This window comes from Yoonia sp. MH D7 (assembly GCF_054439475.1).
Genome location: NZ_JBTJCF010000001.1, coordinates 159621 through 173715 on the forward strand (window position 1 = coordinate 159621; position 14095 = coordinate 173715).

Consider the following 14095-nt stretch of genomic DNA (forward strand, 5'->3'; position numbering starts at 1 on the left):
CGATTTTGGATTTAAAACTAAGAATGCGCGCCACAGGTTTGCCTATGGCACTAGCGACTTTGATCACCCTAGCAGGGCCCTTATCTGCGCAAGAAAGCGCAACGGCAGAGGCGAACACGACCGAGGAAATTTCGGAAACGCTGACAGCAACCCCTGCAGAACCGCGCGCACCTTGGTTGCTAAGCTGTTCCAATCAAATGGACGTTGCCGTTTTGCAATGCGAAACCTCTCAAAGCATTGTCACTGGACCACAAAATCAGCGTCTTGCGACAGTATCGTTGTTGCGCTCGGTCGGTAACGATGCGGCGTCAGGGGTGTTTACGTTGCCGATCGGGCTTAATCTGCCCGAAGGTCTGACTTTGGCGGTGGATGAAACCGAGTTGATGAATATTCCGTTCCAATCTTGCGATGCGCAGGGCTGCTATGCGATCACGCCACTGGAAGCAGGCCAAATTACTGCGATGAAAGACGGCGCAGAACTAGTGCTGACCGTTGAAAGCCAAGCCAAAGAATCTATTCGGATCTCGTTTGAGTTGCGCGGATTTAGCGATTCTTGGTCGCTTGTCCCTTAGATACAGCGCGACTTGCGGCTCGGCGCAATGGATAATCGCGCGCCGGGCCGACGCCCGGTAGACGCGATTATCTCGGGCGGCACATAGTTTTGCCTTCGGGCAACTGATCTTGTCCCAGCTTAGTTCCAGTCTCTTTCGAGCAATGTTTGCTATGAAGGATATTGAAGATAGCAACGAGATACGTAGACGAGGCTCAAAGTGATGCAGTGCGCATGGCAACGACTAATGGATTGACACGATCACAAGCGGCCTCTGATTTGGGGGGCTTTTGACGCTGAACAAGTGGGTCCAAAAGCATCAGCATGATGACCTGATGTAGGGCCTTCACGAAGACGTCGATAAAAAGAGCGAGTGTTGAAAAAAAGCCACTATTTCTTCAGGGCAAAACCGACGAGGTTCGCCTTCATTGTTGCCTGGAAAGAAGAGTGGTCGGTGGAATTTCCCCGCCCCATATCCGAGAACAACATCGGCTGAGCCTGCCTAGATATGGTCGACCACGTATGACCGAAAAATTGCAAGAGATGGGGCTGAGTGTTGGGTACGGCCGGATTGGCCGCCTGATGCGCATGAACTGCATCAAGACCGTCAGGACCCAGAAACACAAGGTGACCACGGACAGTAACCATGCGTTCAACATCGCGCGCGACTTGCTGGATCAGAACTTTTCTGTCGATGGTTCAAATCAAAAATGCCTTCTCATGGTTTGCAGGCAAACCATTGCTGGGTAACAGGCGGTTGATATCTCGCACATCTGGACCCGCGAGGGTTGGCTTTATCTGGCGGTGATCTTGGATCTCTATTCTCGACGCGTCATCGGCGGTGCTGTCAGTAATCGTATGAAGCGAGATCTGGCGGTCCGGGCGTCGGACATCACCATGGCCGTGCGACAACCTCCCAAGGGCTGCATTCACCACACAGAAGGAGAGATATTCATGGGTTCTATAAACCAAGACGGCGTCATTCATAGCTGGGTGGCAAAAGCCCCTTGGGCTTCGAATGAGAGGCTGCCTAAATGAGGCGAGACACCGGAACGTAAGCGGGACAAGACCAGGGCGCTAGTGTTCGTCGGTGGGCCTATTCAAGCTGAATTTTATCCTAGGGAGGTTTTCAATGGAAATCGCGACTGGGGAATAATCTTTTCACCTGTTCTCGTGAGTGATTTGCATTTGTCTTATAGTTTATGTTTGCCCGCGACCTATCATCGGCGGGTGCATCGGTTGGGTGGCTGAGGGAGGTCAGTAGATGCGACATATCTTCAACCCGCTCGGCGATCAGGTGGGTGGTGGGGCCGTCGCGTTGGATGCGGCCGGTGACGCGGATTAGGCGACCTGCGATGACGGCTTTTCGGAAGGCTTGATAAACCTTTTTCCAGACGATGATATTGGCGGTGCCGCTTTCATCCTCCAATGTCAGAAAAATCACGCCAGATGCGGTGCCGGGGCGTTGGCGGGTGATGACAAGGCCAGTGACAGTGGCGCGAGTTTGGGTATGACCAAGGCGGTTGTGCGGGATGGAGTCCGGCAGGTGGGGGCGCAGCAATTCCATCGGGTGGGCACGCAGGGACAGACGCAGTGCGACGTAATCTTCGACGACTTCTTGGCCTAGCGTCATTTGCGGCAGAGCGACCTGCGGTTCAATCCCGCCCTCGCCATCTGTGCCAAACAACGGCAGGGGCGCAGGCGCCTTGAGTGACTTGGCAGCCCAAAGTGCATCGCGACGGGTGAGGTTGAGAACGGCAAAAGCATCGGCTTCGGCCAGCCGTTCCAATGTGTCGGGCTTCACGCCCGCGCGGCGCCATAGGCTTTCGACGTCGGGGTAACCATTGCCACGTGCCGCGACAATCCAATGGGCGTCATGCTCGCGCATACCCTTGATTTGACGAAACCCCAGCCGCAGGGCGAGGGTGCCATCGGAGCGGGGCTCCAGCGTGCAATCCCAATTGGAATGATTGACGGAGATGGGGCGCACCTCGACCCCGCGATCACGGGCATCGCGCACCAACTGGGCAGGGGCGTAAAACCCCATGGGCTGGCTGTTCAGCAATGCACAGGTGAACACGGCCTGATGATGGCATTTCAACCATGCGGAAATATAAACGAGCCGCGCAAAACTGGCGGCGTGGCTTTCGGGGAAACCATAAGAGCCAAATCCCTCAATCTGTGCAAAACAGCGGGTCGCGAAATCCGCATCATACCCCCGTGCCAACATGCCCGAGATGAAGCGGTCGCGAAAACCGCCAATGGTGCCCATGCGTTTGAAAGTGGCGAGGCTGCGGCGCAAGCGGTCGGCCTCAGAAGGGGTAAACCCTGCGGCGACCACGGCGATTTGCATCGCCTGTTCCTGAAACAGCGGCACGCCATAGGTGCGGCCTAGCACCTCCATCATCGCGGGGCCAAGGTCTTCAACCGGTTCGCGGCCCATACGGCGGTTGATGAAAGGATGTACCATACCGCCTTGGATCGGGCCGGGGCGGACGATGGCGACCTCACAGACGAGATCATAAAATTTGCGCGGGCGCATGCGGGGTAGAAAATTCAACTGCGCGCGGCTTTCGACCTGAAACACCCCGATGGCATCGGCACGGCAGAGCATATCGTAAACCGGCGGATTTTCGGGCGGCACATTCGCCAGCGTCAGCGTTTGGCCGCGGTGTTGGGCCAAAAGGCTGAACGCCTTGCGGATACAGGTGAGCATACCGAGCGCGAGAATGTCGACCTTGAGGAGCCCCAGCGCGTCAATATCATCCTTGTCCCATTCGATGATGGTGCGGTCGTCCATCGATGCGTTCTCAATCGGGCACAGCTCGTCCAGCCGTCCATGCGTAATGACAAAGCCGCCAACATGCTGCGACAGGTGGCGTGGGAAACCGATGATCTCACCAATCAGTTTCGTAGCTAGCATGACGCGGCTATCTGAAGGGTTCAGGCCGGCGTCGCGCATGCGATCAGCGTCGGGGGCGGCGGCAGACCAGCCCCAGATTTGGCCCGAAAGCCGCGCGACCACGTCTTGAGACAGGCCCATGACCTTGCCCACCTCGCGGATGGCCGCGCGGCTGCGAAAGTGGATGACGGTTGCGGTCAGCCCCGCACGTTCGCGGCCATAGCGGGCGTAAATCCATTGGATCACCTCTTCACGGCGCTCATGTTCGAAATCCACATCGATATCCGGCGGCTCGTCGCGTTCTTTGGAAATGAAGCGCTCAAAGATCAGGGTGATGCTTTCGGGCGGTACCTCGGTGATGCCTAAAAGGTAGCAGACCACTGAATTGGCGGCCGAGCCACGGCCTTGGCACAGGATGCCTTTGGAGCGCGCGAATTGCACGATGTCATGCACGGTTAGGAAATAGGGGGCGTATTTCACCTCGCGGATCAGGGTCAGTTCCGTTTCCACGCGGTGGATGATTTTGGGCGGTGGGCCAGCGGGATAGCGCCAGTTCAGACCCGCGCGGGTTAGGCGTTCAAGCCGATCTTGTGCGGGCTCGCCGTCCTTAGCTTCGTCGGGGTATTGGTAGCTCAGCTCATTCAATTGAAAGGCGCAGCGGTCGGCAATCTCGACCGTGCGGCGGATTGCGGCAGGGTGGCGGTGAAACAGGCGGGCCATCTCGGCCCCTGTCTTCAGGCGGCGTTCGCCGTTTGCAAGGCGGTTCGCGCCGATAGCGTCGATTGTGCAACCCAGCCGCAGGCAGGTCAGCACATCGGCCAAAGGACGGCGGGCGGCGCGGTGCATCAACGCATCACCAACCGCGACCATCGGCAGGTTTGTGTTTTGCGCCATCATCGCCAGTTGGTCGAGGCGGGTTTGGTCGCGTCCGTCATAGCGCGGCGCCGCGCCCAGAAAACACTGGCCGGGAAAGGCGCGGGCCACAGCCAGCAGGTCACTGCGGGGGCAGGCGGCCTCCATCGGGTCGGGCGGCAGAGCGATCAGGATCATGCCTGCGCCCCACACGCCCAGATCGGCACGGGTCAGGTGGCATTCGCCTTTAGGTGCGCGGCGTTTACCAAGCGAGAGAAGCCGTGTCAGGCGTGACCACGCGGCGATATCGGTCGGCAGGGCCAACCATTCCACAGCAGAGTCGGTCAGCACCAACCGCGCGCCCGCGATCAGTTTTGGTAGCGGGGCATTGGGGTTGATTTGGCTGTTGTCAGGGGTGCTGATTATGGTTTGGCGGCTGGAATGATCGGTGACGCAGCGTGACCGGATGGCAGGGCCGCCTTGTGCCTCGTCACTTTGCCCCGCTTCATCGCGCAGGCGGGCCAGCTCTTTCAACGCCGAAAACGCCCGTACCACACCCGCGACCGAATTGCGGTCGGTGATAGCGATAGAGGTCAGGCCAAGCTCGGCCGCGCGGATGATCAGTTCCTCGGGGTGCGAGGCCCCTTGCAGAAACGTGAAATTGGAGGTGGTGCCAAGTTCGGCATAGCGCTGTTGGGCGGTCATACGAATTCCCCCTGCACATACCAGTTTTTGCCCCTTGCCGGGGCGGGCCAGTCCCCTCCCCCTGCGGAACTGGGCCAATCGGGGCTATGCGCTTGCGGTGTCACAAACAGCCATAGGCGCGGGCCTTCTTGGGTTTCTACGCGCCAGTAATCGCGCAGGCCCGACCGCCATGCGGGGTCATCAAACCACCACTCCGGCGTAATGCGTTCCGGCCCCATCGCGCGCAGGGTGTTAAACCGCATCCGCCGCCAGCGGAAATGGTTGGGCGGGTGGCCCGAGGCGGCGGTGACGGGTTCGGGCGCAAACAGGGTGATCGGGCGGCTGGGGCCGTGGCGTTTCGGAGCAGGAGCGGGGGCACTATAGGCTGCCGCGGCAAGGATTTGGCTGCGCTCGGGGATCAGACTGTCGGCAGGCATCAGCCGCAACACTCGGTCAAACCCGATGCGATTGCCCAGCGATGAGAGAAGATCGGCCATCACATCCTCTTGCCGGACGCCAGTGTCCCCTATTTGTTCGGGAGCCAGAGGCTCGACTAGAGGGGCGGTCAGCCGCAGGGCGTCGATGCCAAAACCTGCGTCGATATCATCCACACCCTTGGCAAACAGCGCAGCAATGCGGGCGGGGTCGCGCATCGGGCGGGCAAGGCCGATGTCCACCAACACCACGCCTTTATCCACACGGCGGAGTTCCAGCCGCACACGCCGCGCACCCATGCGGGTTGCGGCCAGCTTGGCGCAAAGCCGGTCCAGCAAGCGTTCCAACCCCGCCATCACGTCTGATTGCAGGCCGATCGGGTCGGGTAAGGTCATCCGCACGCCGAAATGCGGGACGTCAGCTTCGGCGGCAACGGGCTCGGCATGTTGCCCCAAAGCCTGATCCAGCCGCATCACCAAGCCTTGGCCAAACCGGCGGGCAAGGGGCGCGCGGGGCAGGGGGAGGAGGTCACGAATGCGGGTCAGGCCAACACGTGCCAACCCTGCCGCCGTGTCATGATCAATGCGCAGCGCGGTGATCGGCAGGCGGCCAAGCCCCTGTTGCAACTGCCCGTCAGGGATAATCCCACCACCGTGACGGGCGAGCGCATGGGCCGCGCCGCGTGTGCCGGCAATGGCGCTGGTGGCGGCCAAACCGGCGCGTTCCAGCCGCGCCTGCAAATCATCGCGCAGATCGGTCTCACCGCCAAATAGATGCGGCACGCCGGAAATATCGGCCATCAATCCGTCCGGCCCATCGCTTGCCACCATCGGTGCATAACGGCTGGCCCAGCGGCGCAGGCTGGCCAGTGCGGCGACTTCCCGCGCCAGATCGGCGGGGCGGGTGGCAAGATCGAGGCAAATCGCGCGGGCATCGGCAAGGGACATACCACGCGCAAGGCCTTGGGCAATGGCAGCAGGGTTAACGCAATGCAGGTGATCGGAATTACCCGACCGCAGGGTCAGGGCAAAAGGCCCCTCAACGGGCCTGTCCCGCAGGCTGGTGTCGCTCGCCAGCCTCGGAAACCATATGGAAAGCAGTCGTCGCGCCATTCCAGTTTAACACCCAATTCCCTAAAGTTCCTCTTTTGTTCTTTTTAAGAGTCCAGTGATGCAGAGTCGAGTCTGCATCACTAGCTTGCGGTTCACATTTCCAACGGCTCTCGGTGGCATTGCTGCCCGCATCGGTTTGGATCAGCATCAGGCCCGTGGTGCCGCCCGCCTCAGCGGCCAGTTGAAAGCGCCTGCCGGCGGTCAACGACAAAGGTTGCGACGGCTCGGCAATCACCAAACCAACTGGGGTCGCGCGCAAGGTTTCTTCAATGCACCACAGCAGGTCGGCCTCACTTGTTGGGCGCAGCAGGTGCAGCCGTTCGCCCACGCCCTGCGGCAGGCCACGCAGCATTGGCGTTTCAGGCGAATGGGTGGGCAGTATCCAGACCAGAGGGCCGGGATGACGGGCGGCTTGAAATCCCGCAAAGGCACGTCGACCACGACTCTCAGCCTCATGCACGCGGCATTTTAAAAGGGAGAAGCTGTCACCCGAAGAGGTTTCAAAGTGCATCTGCCCGTCCCCCCTCTGCGACGATACGCAAGATGCCATCGGGCAGGGGGCGTTGCAAATGTAGGGCCTCTGCTGTGGGGGGGGGCGGGGCCACATCGGCATTGAGGGCGCAGGTGAGGAAGCCAAATAGATCAGCCGTTACTTCTCCCTCCTTCAGTTTGCACACAGAGGTCCATTCGGTGTGAAGGCCTGAAAAGAAGGCCAAGGGGCAGTCCGGCCCAAGGACAAACCAGATGGGGTGATTGCGCGGGCTGCCTGCGCGGGTGTCAATCTCGGAAAAGCTGAAGAAGGGGACAAGGCAGCAATTCTCTCCCCCTAGCCAGCGCCGCCAATTGGGCGAAGCGGTGTTGTGGATAATGGTCACGCCAGGGTCTGAGCGCTTGCCTTCGAGAAACGTCGCGGACGTGGGCATTCCCCAACGCGCAATGGCCATTTGCCAGCTGTCTTTTGGCCCGTGCCGAATGACCGGCGCCGTATCATCGGGGTAAATGCCTGTTAGATCTTCAAACGTCTCATCCCCGATCAGCAAATCATCAAACACATGCCGCATCGCATCTTGGCTTTTGGTATGGGAATAAAAATTGCACATGGGTATATCCGGAATCATGGGTTAATCTAGAACTTTACGGGAACATGCTTTGAAAATAAATGGCTCCGTTTGCGATGAAGGCAGCAGAATAAAGATATGTGGTGCAATGTGAGGGGTTAACATTTTCTGATCTGGAGCGTTTTTGGATGGGTAAGTTTTGATTCTCTGAGCGACCTTCATAAGATTCTCAAGCGGTTTCCGAGGACTTCAATGGACGAATTCTGGAACGTCGGCAAAATAGATGCGAAAAGGCCAAGAAGAATGCCAACCACGGATGAAAATATTAGCGCCGACAGTACCAAAAGGAGAGCCCGCAGCAGATTGAGCAAAGGCCACTAAAACTGGTGCATCTTGTGCAATTAGAATCTCGATCATAGTCGGTCTCCTTTGCAGTATGGTTTATTGCAAAAACCACTGTAGGGACCTGAGGCGAGGCTATGACTCCTTGCTGCGCTATTTCAGGGCTGCGCAGGCGATCATAGCCTCTCAACCAGCATCATTCCGAAGGTGTTATGACGTGGAATTTATCAGCGGAAAGTTGACGGAATATGCTGAGAAGCAGGGCAGGATGCTTACACCGAGAGATATACCTGCACCGTTCGCAGCGAATGGGTGAGCCAATACATATTTGAAACCATCGCAGCGGTGCAGAACCAAGCGAACGAACGGCTTGTCTTATAATGAACTTGGCTCCTGCTTTATAATGGGGCCACTGCCCGCCACGTCATTTGTGACAGGCAGTGGCGGCGGTTGGATCGTAAATGGCTGGGTCATGATGGACCGCTCCAGAGTTTGATCAACCGCCGTCTTCCCCAAAGGCCTGAACGGATACGCGTGCAACAAGTCACGTATGACAAGCATAGGATATGGAGAATATGACAGATCATAACATTGGCGTGGACATTTCTAAATCCCATCTGGACGTGTTTCGATTGGAAGACGACATGGCTAAACGCTTCGATAATTCAATCACAGGCTTCCGTGCTCTTATCAGATGGTTGGGCAAGGCGACCCGTGTAGCGAGGGTCGTTTACGAGCCGACAGGATCGTATCACAAAGCCTTTGAAGCGACACTTGGGAAGGTGTTACCATTGGTCAAGGTAAATCCTTTGCAGGCGCGCCGTTTTGCGCAGGCCCATGGTACGAGAGCTAAGACTGATGCAGTCGATGCTCGAATGTTGGCGCTTATGGGCGCGGCATTTAATCTTGAACCACAAGTGCCTCTCCCGAAAGAAGCAATTGACCTCAAAGACTTGCATGTTGCGCGGGCTGGGTTGGTCAAGGATCGCACCAGATTGCGCAACCGTGCTCAAATTCAGGGGTTATCTCTCCTGAAACGCCAAACCAAAGCGCGTCTCACGCTAGTGGAACGCCAGATCGTTGAGTTGGACGCCGAGATAGCAGCGCTGATCCAGGCGCGGGAGAGCACCGCACGTACGCATGATATTTTGCGTTCCATGCCCGGTGTCGGCGCTGTTTCTGCTGCCGCAATATTGACCCTGATGCCCGAACTCGGCACGCTAGATCGCAAACAAGTGGCCAGCCTGGCTGGTCTCGCCCCCATCACACGCCAGTCTGGATTATGGCAGGGCAAAGCGTCCATCGGAAGCGGGCGCAAGCCCTTGCGCGATGCCCTTTACATGCCCGCATTAGTCGCCATGCGCTGGAACCCAGACCTCAAAGCAAAATACGAACACCTACGAGACGTGGGAAAACCCGCCAAGGTCGCAATTGTCGCTATAATGCGGAAGCTAATCGAAATCGCAAATGCACTTGTCAAAGCTAATCGCAAATGGACACCAAAAACCGCTTGATCAAGACGGATACTCTGGACTCACAGCCACATGTGACCAACACGGAAATTGACGGCATCCCCACCCGCTATATAGCTGCAAACAGTCGCCTGAATTTTGCAGCTGAACCCCATTAAAATGGAGGGGACTGCTTCCGGATTGCGCGTGCGGGACATCTAGCTGCAACAATTTACAGTGTGGCTTTTAGTTGTACTGAGTCACGCGACAACTCCACATGCAGATAAGGTGCAGAAATATGCTGCCAGCTTCGTAGAGTGGCAGCATATCTCTGAGGGTCAGGCTTAAATGGCGTGAGTGCCGCGGATCGGATAATCCTTTTTACGAATGAACGTCAGGCCATCAAGCAGACCTTTCAAAGCGGGGCGTGAGAAAGGGGCATTGGAAAGGTCTATAATCTGGAGCTTGCCGTCGCCGCGCACAACGAATGTTGCGGGCTCGGCAAAAGGGCGGTCAGTTTCTTCCGGACTGCGTGGGTCAGAGATGTAAACTCCAAGCTTGGCCATCTGCTCTAAGCTAAGGTCATAACCAATCGTGCCATTGTAACCGATTTCACTGGCGGAAGCTTTTGCCTTCTCCTTCGGATCCGCAGAGATAGCAAGAATGTCGACGTTAATCGCAGCGAAATCGTCTAACATCCCGTTCAACTCAGTCAGATATGACTTGCAAATGGGGCAATGTTTCCCGCGATAGACGATGACCAGTTGCCAATCGCCGCGGTCAGGATTTGGTTGGCCGATCTTAACTTTTGTATTGCTGAGGGTGTTTATAGTAAGGTCTGGGAATGTGGCGTCAGGTGTGAGTGTATTTGGCATATCAAATTCTCTTTCTATTTTATATCACTTACACAACGTCCCACCACGCTGCTTAGTTCCATTTTCGGCTGAGTTCGGCTCCTGGAGTACCCCCATCGTGTGGTCCAGTTTGAATGTTAATGCATGGTCAGTCACTGATTTATCGGCACCCACGCCTTCTGACGCGGGCGGGCGGTAGCGCAAAGCGCTGTGCGGCCTGACTGTGTTGTCTTTTGTCTCCAGCGCTCGATCAGGATCCGGGCCTCGGGTAAAGTGTAGAACACCTCGGCATTGAGCAGTTCATCTGTTGGTCGGCAGGCGAATTGCAGGGCAATTCTGCCGAGAGGGGGCCCCTATTCAAGCACGCGTCTTCTTGGCGATAATTTCCGCGCCATAACACCTTCGGAATGATGCTGGTTGAAAGGCTGTGACCGCCTGCGCAGCCCCGAAATAGCGCAGCAGGTAGTCATAGCCTCGCCTCAGGTCCCTACAGTGGTTTTTGCAACAAACCACACTGCAAAGGAGACCGACTATAACCGAGATTGTTATTGCACAAGATGCACCAGTTTTAGTGGCCATCGACATCGCCAAAGCATCTGTGGGGCTGCCTGTTGCCCCCGATTCTGACGCAATCGGCATGTTCCGTTTGGTTCTCGGTGAAGGTCGCAATCTCATCGCGCAACGCAATCAGATTGAGGATCGTGCCGTGGCGCTTCTCAAAGATCTGCCTGATTATCAATCGCCGCCAAGATGGCCCGTACTGTTCATGGGGTCATTAAACAGGGCGAACCCTATCGCCCCTTCTTTGAGGGGTGATCGATCGCAGAAGGACCTTTCTCTGTAAGGGCCGTGGAGGCAGGCAACTGACCTCGTAGATAATGCTCAGGCCTTCTGTGTTAGCGACCCGATGATCTCGTCTTAAAAACGGTGAGAGCCGCAAAAGCGTACTCTTTATTTGTTATGGAAGAGACTGTCGTTGACCAAAAAGCTGAACTAAGTCATGCTTTGAACGTGTCGAGACGCCTCGACACGACAATGACCTGATGCCAAATCAGCCAAGTATTCCGCGCATAGGACGTTGTCGACGCGAACATTACTCTTGTCCCGCTTACGTTCTGGTCTACCAACTCATTTTATGCGGCCTTTCGCGCGAAAGCCAAGGGGCTTTTGTCTTCGAGTGGTGAGTGGCGACGGCGTGGGTTATAAAGGTCGTCAGTGTAGTGGAATATCGCGCCTTCGACCTGACGGCGCGTTTCCCAACGGTGCCGCCAAATCAGCTCAGCCTTAATGGACTTGAGGAACGTTTCCACCATCCGCACTGCACCACCCCAAACCGCGATAAGACCATTAAATTTTATTCCCAAATAGTGTGCGTTTTATTCGACCTCGCGGTGCTCTTTTTGGAGTTCGTGCAGCTTTCATCTTCTTTGGTTAGTGGCGCAGTAGCGTTGCTCGCATGTGGCATGTTGGCCCGTGAAAAGATGTTCGTCATGCTCGGATTTTCTCTCTATCTGGGTCCTGTTTGGTAGGTGTTTTACGTAACTTGATTTCGTAAAGTATTTATTACGAAAGAAAGGCATATAGGGAACGATTCCGATGGGATATGTCGCTTGCTGCGCCTTCGACACCTTCCGAAAATTACCGTTTATTGAGCGGGTCAAACTGAACGCAAACGTTGGGTCGAATTCGGCCAATGGTCACTAGGCCCGCAAAACGGCGTTGCGTGAGTAATATTATTAATATACGAACTGTTCGTATGGTAACTGATAAATTTCAACTTCACCTTCTGCTTCATTCCGCCGATCTGGTGGAGAATGAGCTACGTCGCCGACTGGCCTTGATAGACGTGCGCCCACGTCAGGCGCGCATCCTTGATGCGCTTTCGCGTATGGAACCCGCATCGCAGATCGGCGTTGCACGCGCGTTCAACCTGACTCCAGCCAGTATGAGTACGATGACAGCACGGCTAATTGATGCCGGGTTCATCAACCGTGAAATTGATCCATCTGAGGCCCGCAGTAATTTGCTGCGTCTCACTGATCGCGGGCGTAGTAAATTGCACGACATTCACAAGGCATGGCGCGAGGTCGATGCCATAATTGCAGACACGATCGGCGCCGAGAACGCCGCAACACTCGCCAAGCTGACCCGAGAACTGCGCGATGGTTTGGGTGGGAATGTACCTGGTTAAATCCCGACGCCCCCCCCTCCACTGGAACAATTGGATGGCGAACCCCATGAATTCAACGATTCACCTGAAAGGTCAAAAGCAATGAGCAACAAAGTATTATATGGAACGGCAGCAACCTGCGCGTTAGTCGCAGTTCTTGCCCTGAATAGCGCGTCGTTTCTGACCCCAACAAGCGCAAACGCGCAAGAGGCTGGGACGGCTCTCACGAACACAGCATCGGCAGTTGCGGCGGCGAATTGGTCAGATAACGTCACCATAACTATCGACGAGGACGCGAACACATTCCGGTTTGAGTCCGATGGCGTCCCCAGCCACGGTTTCGCAGAGCAATACCTGATCCCATCAGACCCGACAGACCAACCGTTCGCAGATAAGCCAGCCGAGTTCTTCAATGTCGAGAATTCAGCGGACTATTTTACGGTATCGGATATCGACACGACGATCACCACGCTGCCGATCTATTCGGATGAGGTGACGGACACGTCACTGGGTCGTATTGGCATTGCCCTAAGCGGAGCGCAAATATTTAACGATTACGAAGATATGGCCCGCACCGTCACCGCGATAGATGATCAGGTTGTTCATGATCACGTTGCCTTTCTTGATAACTGCAATGGGCATACGCTCGTCGATGGAACCTCGTACCACTACCATGGTATTCCTGTTTGCATCGCCGAAGCAACGGCGCAGGCAGGTGAGCATTCGATTATGATCGGTGTGCTGGCAGATGGATTTCCTGTGTATAGCAATTTTGACGTCGGCGGGATCGTCGTGACGAACGACGAGCTGGACGAATGCGGCGGCCAGTTTGGTCCGACACCGGAATTTCCGGATGGAATCTATCACTACCATCTCACCGCAGATGAAGCGCCTTACATGATCGATTGCTACCACGGCGAAATCGAAGTTACGTCTGGTATGGGTGGCCCTGACTTTGCTGCAGCGGCCGAGACCCTTGGCATTTCTGAGGCTGACTTGATGGATGCGCTTGGCACATCAAATCCACCAAACTTTGACGCAGCAGCCGAAGCGCTTGGTATCAGTGTCGATGATGTCCGCGCCGCATTGCCTGCACCCGGACAATAAGGGCGTCGCGCATGGAAAAGTTTGCATATGTCGTAATCGGCGGGGCCATTGGCGTGGTCCTGACCGTCGCTTTACAAACGACAAACGCAATTGACCATTCCGCTATGACGGGGATGGATATGGGCAATGCAGCCATGGCCGACATGTCAGATATGGACATGTTGGCTGCGGGTGCTGCGCATCAGCATCCGCCACGAAACGTCACCCTCGATGCACCGATGCCCGGCGTGACCCACCTTGTGTTTCCCGACACGATGGATGGTTACAATGTGCAGATCATGCCTCGCAACTTTACGTTCACACCCGCAGCAATTAACCGCGAGGTTCATGACAACGAAGGCCACGCGCATATCTATGTCAACGGCGTGAAAATCTCGCGTGTTTACGGGAACTGGTTTCACCTGCCATCCACAATATTCCAGCCCGGTGAAAATAAGGTGCGTGTCACCTTGAATGCCAACGATCACAGCGAATGGGCGACCAATGGCGAACCCATTTCATCGACTGTGAAGGTCGTAAGGCCAGAATAATCACCTTAACCGAACACCAAAGATAACATCCGTGAAAGGACATCACGT

Annotated in this window: 12 protein-coding genes and 4 pseudogenes; 8 read left to right on the plus strand and 8 right to left on the minus strand. The window is 56.1% G+C overall.

The window, feature by feature from the left end:
- The first annotated feature begins 44 nt into the window (after nucleotides 1–44).
- Together ACXLHR_RS00725 and ACXLHR_RS00730 are read left to right on the plus strand one after the other, a co-directional pair.
- Entirely contained in the window at nucleotides 45–572 is a 528-nt protein-coding gene (locus tag ACXLHR_RS00725) for an invasion associated locus B family protein (protein ID WP_458789638.1), read from the plus strand.
- 449 nt (nucleotides 573–1021) lie between these two features.
- Nucleotides 1022–1492 (plus strand): annotated as a pseudogene (locus ACXLHR_RS00730) (DDE-type integrase/transposase/recombinase); the annotation flags it as partial.
- A 187-nt stretch (nucleotides 1493–1679) separates the two neighbouring features.
- Here ACXLHR_RS00730 and ACXLHR_RS00735 read toward each other — a convergent pair.
- The 5 genes from ACXLHR_RS00735 to ACXLHR_RS00755 form a co-directional block, all read right to left on the minus strand.
- Nucleotides 1680–5009 (minus strand): error-prone DNA polymerase, encoded by a 3330-nt coding sequence (locus ACXLHR_RS00735; protein WP_458789639.1) that lies wholly within the window; start codon nucleotides 5007–5009, stop codon nucleotides 1680–1682.
- A complete protein-coding gene (locus tag ACXLHR_RS00740) occupies nucleotides 5006–6535 on the minus strand; it encodes a Y-family DNA polymerase (protein WP_458789640.1) in 1530 nt (509 codons plus the stop codon). Before ACXLHR_RS00740 ends, ACXLHR_RS00735 begins: the two co-directional genes overlap by 4 nt.
- Nucleotides 6462–7046 (minus strand): ImuA family protein, encoded by a 585-nt coding sequence (locus tag ACXLHR_RS00745; RefSeq protein WP_458789641.1) that lies wholly within the window; start codon nucleotides 7044–7046, stop codon nucleotides 6462–6464. Before ACXLHR_RS00745 ends, ACXLHR_RS00740 begins: the two co-directional genes overlap by 74 nt.
- The gene (locus ACXLHR_RS00750) at nucleotides 7036–7635 is read right to left on the minus strand and encodes an SOS response-associated peptidase family protein (protein WP_458789642.1); all 600 of its coding nucleotides are present in this window, start codon (nucleotides 7633–7635) and stop codon (nucleotides 7036–7038) included. Before ACXLHR_RS00750 ends, ACXLHR_RS00745 begins: the two co-directional genes overlap by 11 nt.
- A 207-nt stretch (nucleotides 7636–7842) precedes the next feature.
- Nucleotides 7843–8010, minus strand: a complete 168-nt coding sequence (locus ACXLHR_RS00755) for a hypothetical protein (RefSeq protein WP_458789643.1) — start codon at nucleotides 8008–8010, stop codon at nucleotides 7843–7845.
- Nucleotides 8011–8305: 295 nt separating this feature from the next.
- On the opposite strand from ACXLHR_RS00755, the gene ACXLHR_RS00760 reads away from it, so the two are divergent.
- The gene (locus tag ACXLHR_RS00760) at nucleotides 8306–8431 is read left to right on the plus strand and encodes a hypothetical protein (RefSeq protein ID WP_458789644.1); all 126 of its coding nucleotides are present in this window, start codon (nucleotides 8306–8308) and stop codon (nucleotides 8429–8431) included.
- 79 nt (nucleotides 8432–8510) lie between these two features.
- Nucleotides 8511–9449 carry an IS110 family RNA-guided transposase gene (locus ACXLHR_RS00765; protein WP_458789636.1) on the plus strand — a complete coding sequence of 313 codons (939 nt, stop codon included), beginning with the start codon at nucleotides 8511–8513 and terminating at the stop codon, nucleotides 9447–9449.
- A gap of 281 nt (nucleotides 9450–9730) precedes the next feature.
- Here the strand turns inward: ACXLHR_RS00765 and ACXLHR_RS00770 are convergent, their stop codons facing one another.
- Nucleotides 9731–10261, minus strand: coding sequence for a peroxiredoxin-like family protein (locus tag ACXLHR_RS00770; RefSeq protein WP_458789645.1), 531 nt, complete (start codon nucleotides 10259–10261; stop codon nucleotides 9731–9733).
- Between the two features lie 24 nt (nucleotides 10262–10285).
- Nucleotides 10286–10548: pseudogene (locus ACXLHR_RS00775) on the minus strand (integrase core domain-containing protein); the annotation flags it as partial.
- A 287-nt stretch (nucleotides 10549–10835) separates the two neighbouring features.
- Here ACXLHR_RS00775 and ACXLHR_RS00780 point away from each other — a divergent pair.
- Nucleotides 10836–10979: pseudogene (locus ACXLHR_RS00780) on the plus strand (IS110 family transposase); the annotation flags it as partial.
- 394 nt (nucleotides 10980–11373) lie between these two features.
- Here the strand turns inward: ACXLHR_RS00780 and ACXLHR_RS00785 are convergent.
- Nucleotides 11374–11550 (minus strand): annotated as a pseudogene (locus ACXLHR_RS00785) (IS3 family transposase); the annotation flags it as partial.
- Between the two features lie 446 nt (nucleotides 11551–11996).
- Here ACXLHR_RS00785 and ACXLHR_RS00790 point away from each other — a divergent pair.
- The 3 genes from ACXLHR_RS00790 (at nucleotide 11997) to ACXLHR_RS00800 (ending at nucleotide 14047) form a co-directional block, all read left to right on the plus strand.
- Nucleotides 11997–12431 carry a MarR family winged helix-turn-helix transcriptional regulator gene (locus ACXLHR_RS00790; RefSeq protein ID WP_458789646.1) on the plus strand — a complete coding sequence of 145 codons (435 nt, stop codon included), beginning with the start codon at nucleotides 11997–11999 and terminating at the stop codon, nucleotides 12429–12431.
- A gap of 81 nt (nucleotides 12432–12512) precedes the next feature.
- Nucleotides 12513–13517 (plus strand): YHYH protein, encoded by a 1005-nt coding sequence (locus tag ACXLHR_RS00795; RefSeq protein ID WP_458789647.1) that lies wholly within the window; start codon nucleotides 12513–12515, stop codon nucleotides 13515–13517.
- Nucleotides 13518–13528: 11 nt separating this feature from the next.
- Nucleotides 13529–14047, plus strand: coding sequence for a hypothetical protein (locus ACXLHR_RS00800; protein ID WP_458789648.1), 519 nt, complete (start codon nucleotides 13529–13531; stop codon nucleotides 14045–14047).
- Nucleotides 14048–14095: the final 48 nt, after the last annotated feature.

What these genes read in the sequence shown, in the direction of transcription:
- ACXLHR_RS00725 (WP_458789638.1), top strand. Translation starts at nt 45, where the DNA reads ATGGCACTAGCGACTTTGATCACCCTAGCAGGGCCCTTATCTGCGCAA.
- ACXLHR_RS00735 (WP_458789639.1), bottom strand. Translation starts at nt 5,009, where the DNA reads ATGACCGCCCAACAGCGCTATGCCGAACTTGGCACCACCTCCAATTTC.
- ACXLHR_RS00740 (WP_458789640.1), bottom strand. Translation starts at nt 6,535, where the DNA reads ATGGCGCGACGACTGCTTTCCATATGGTTTCCGAGGCTGGCGAGCGAC.
- ACXLHR_RS00745 (WP_458789641.1), bottom strand. Translation starts at nt 7,046, where the DNA reads ATGCACTTTGAAACCTCTTCGGGTGACAGCTTCTCCCTTTTAAAATGC.
- ACXLHR_RS00750 (WP_458789642.1), bottom strand. Translation starts at nt 7,635, where the DNA reads ATGTGCAATTTTTATTCCCATACCAAAAGCCAAGATGCGATGCGGCAT.
- ACXLHR_RS00755 (WP_458789643.1), bottom strand. Translation starts at nt 8,010, where the DNA reads ATGATCGAGATTCTAATTGCACAAGATGCACCAGTTTTAGTGGCCTTT.
- ACXLHR_RS00765 (WP_458789636.1), top strand. Translation starts at nt 8,511, where the DNA reads ATGACAGATCATAACATTGGCGTGGACATTTCTAAATCCCATCTGGAC.
- ACXLHR_RS00770 (WP_458789645.1), bottom strand. Translation starts at nt 10,261, where the DNA reads ATGCCAAATACACTCACACCTGACGCCACATTCCCAGACCTTACTATA.
- ACXLHR_RS00790 (WP_458789646.1), top strand. Translation starts at nt 11,997, where the DNA reads ATGGTAACTGATAAATTTCAACTTCACCTTCTGCTTCATTCCGCCGAT.
- ACXLHR_RS00795 (WP_458789647.1), top strand. Translation starts at nt 12,513, where the DNA reads ATGAGCAACAAAGTATTATATGGAACGGCAGCAACCTGCGCGTTAGTC.
- ACXLHR_RS00800 (WP_458789648.1), top strand. Translation starts at nt 13,529, where the DNA reads ATGGAAAAGTTTGCATATGTCGTAATCGGCGGGGCCATTGGCGTGGTC.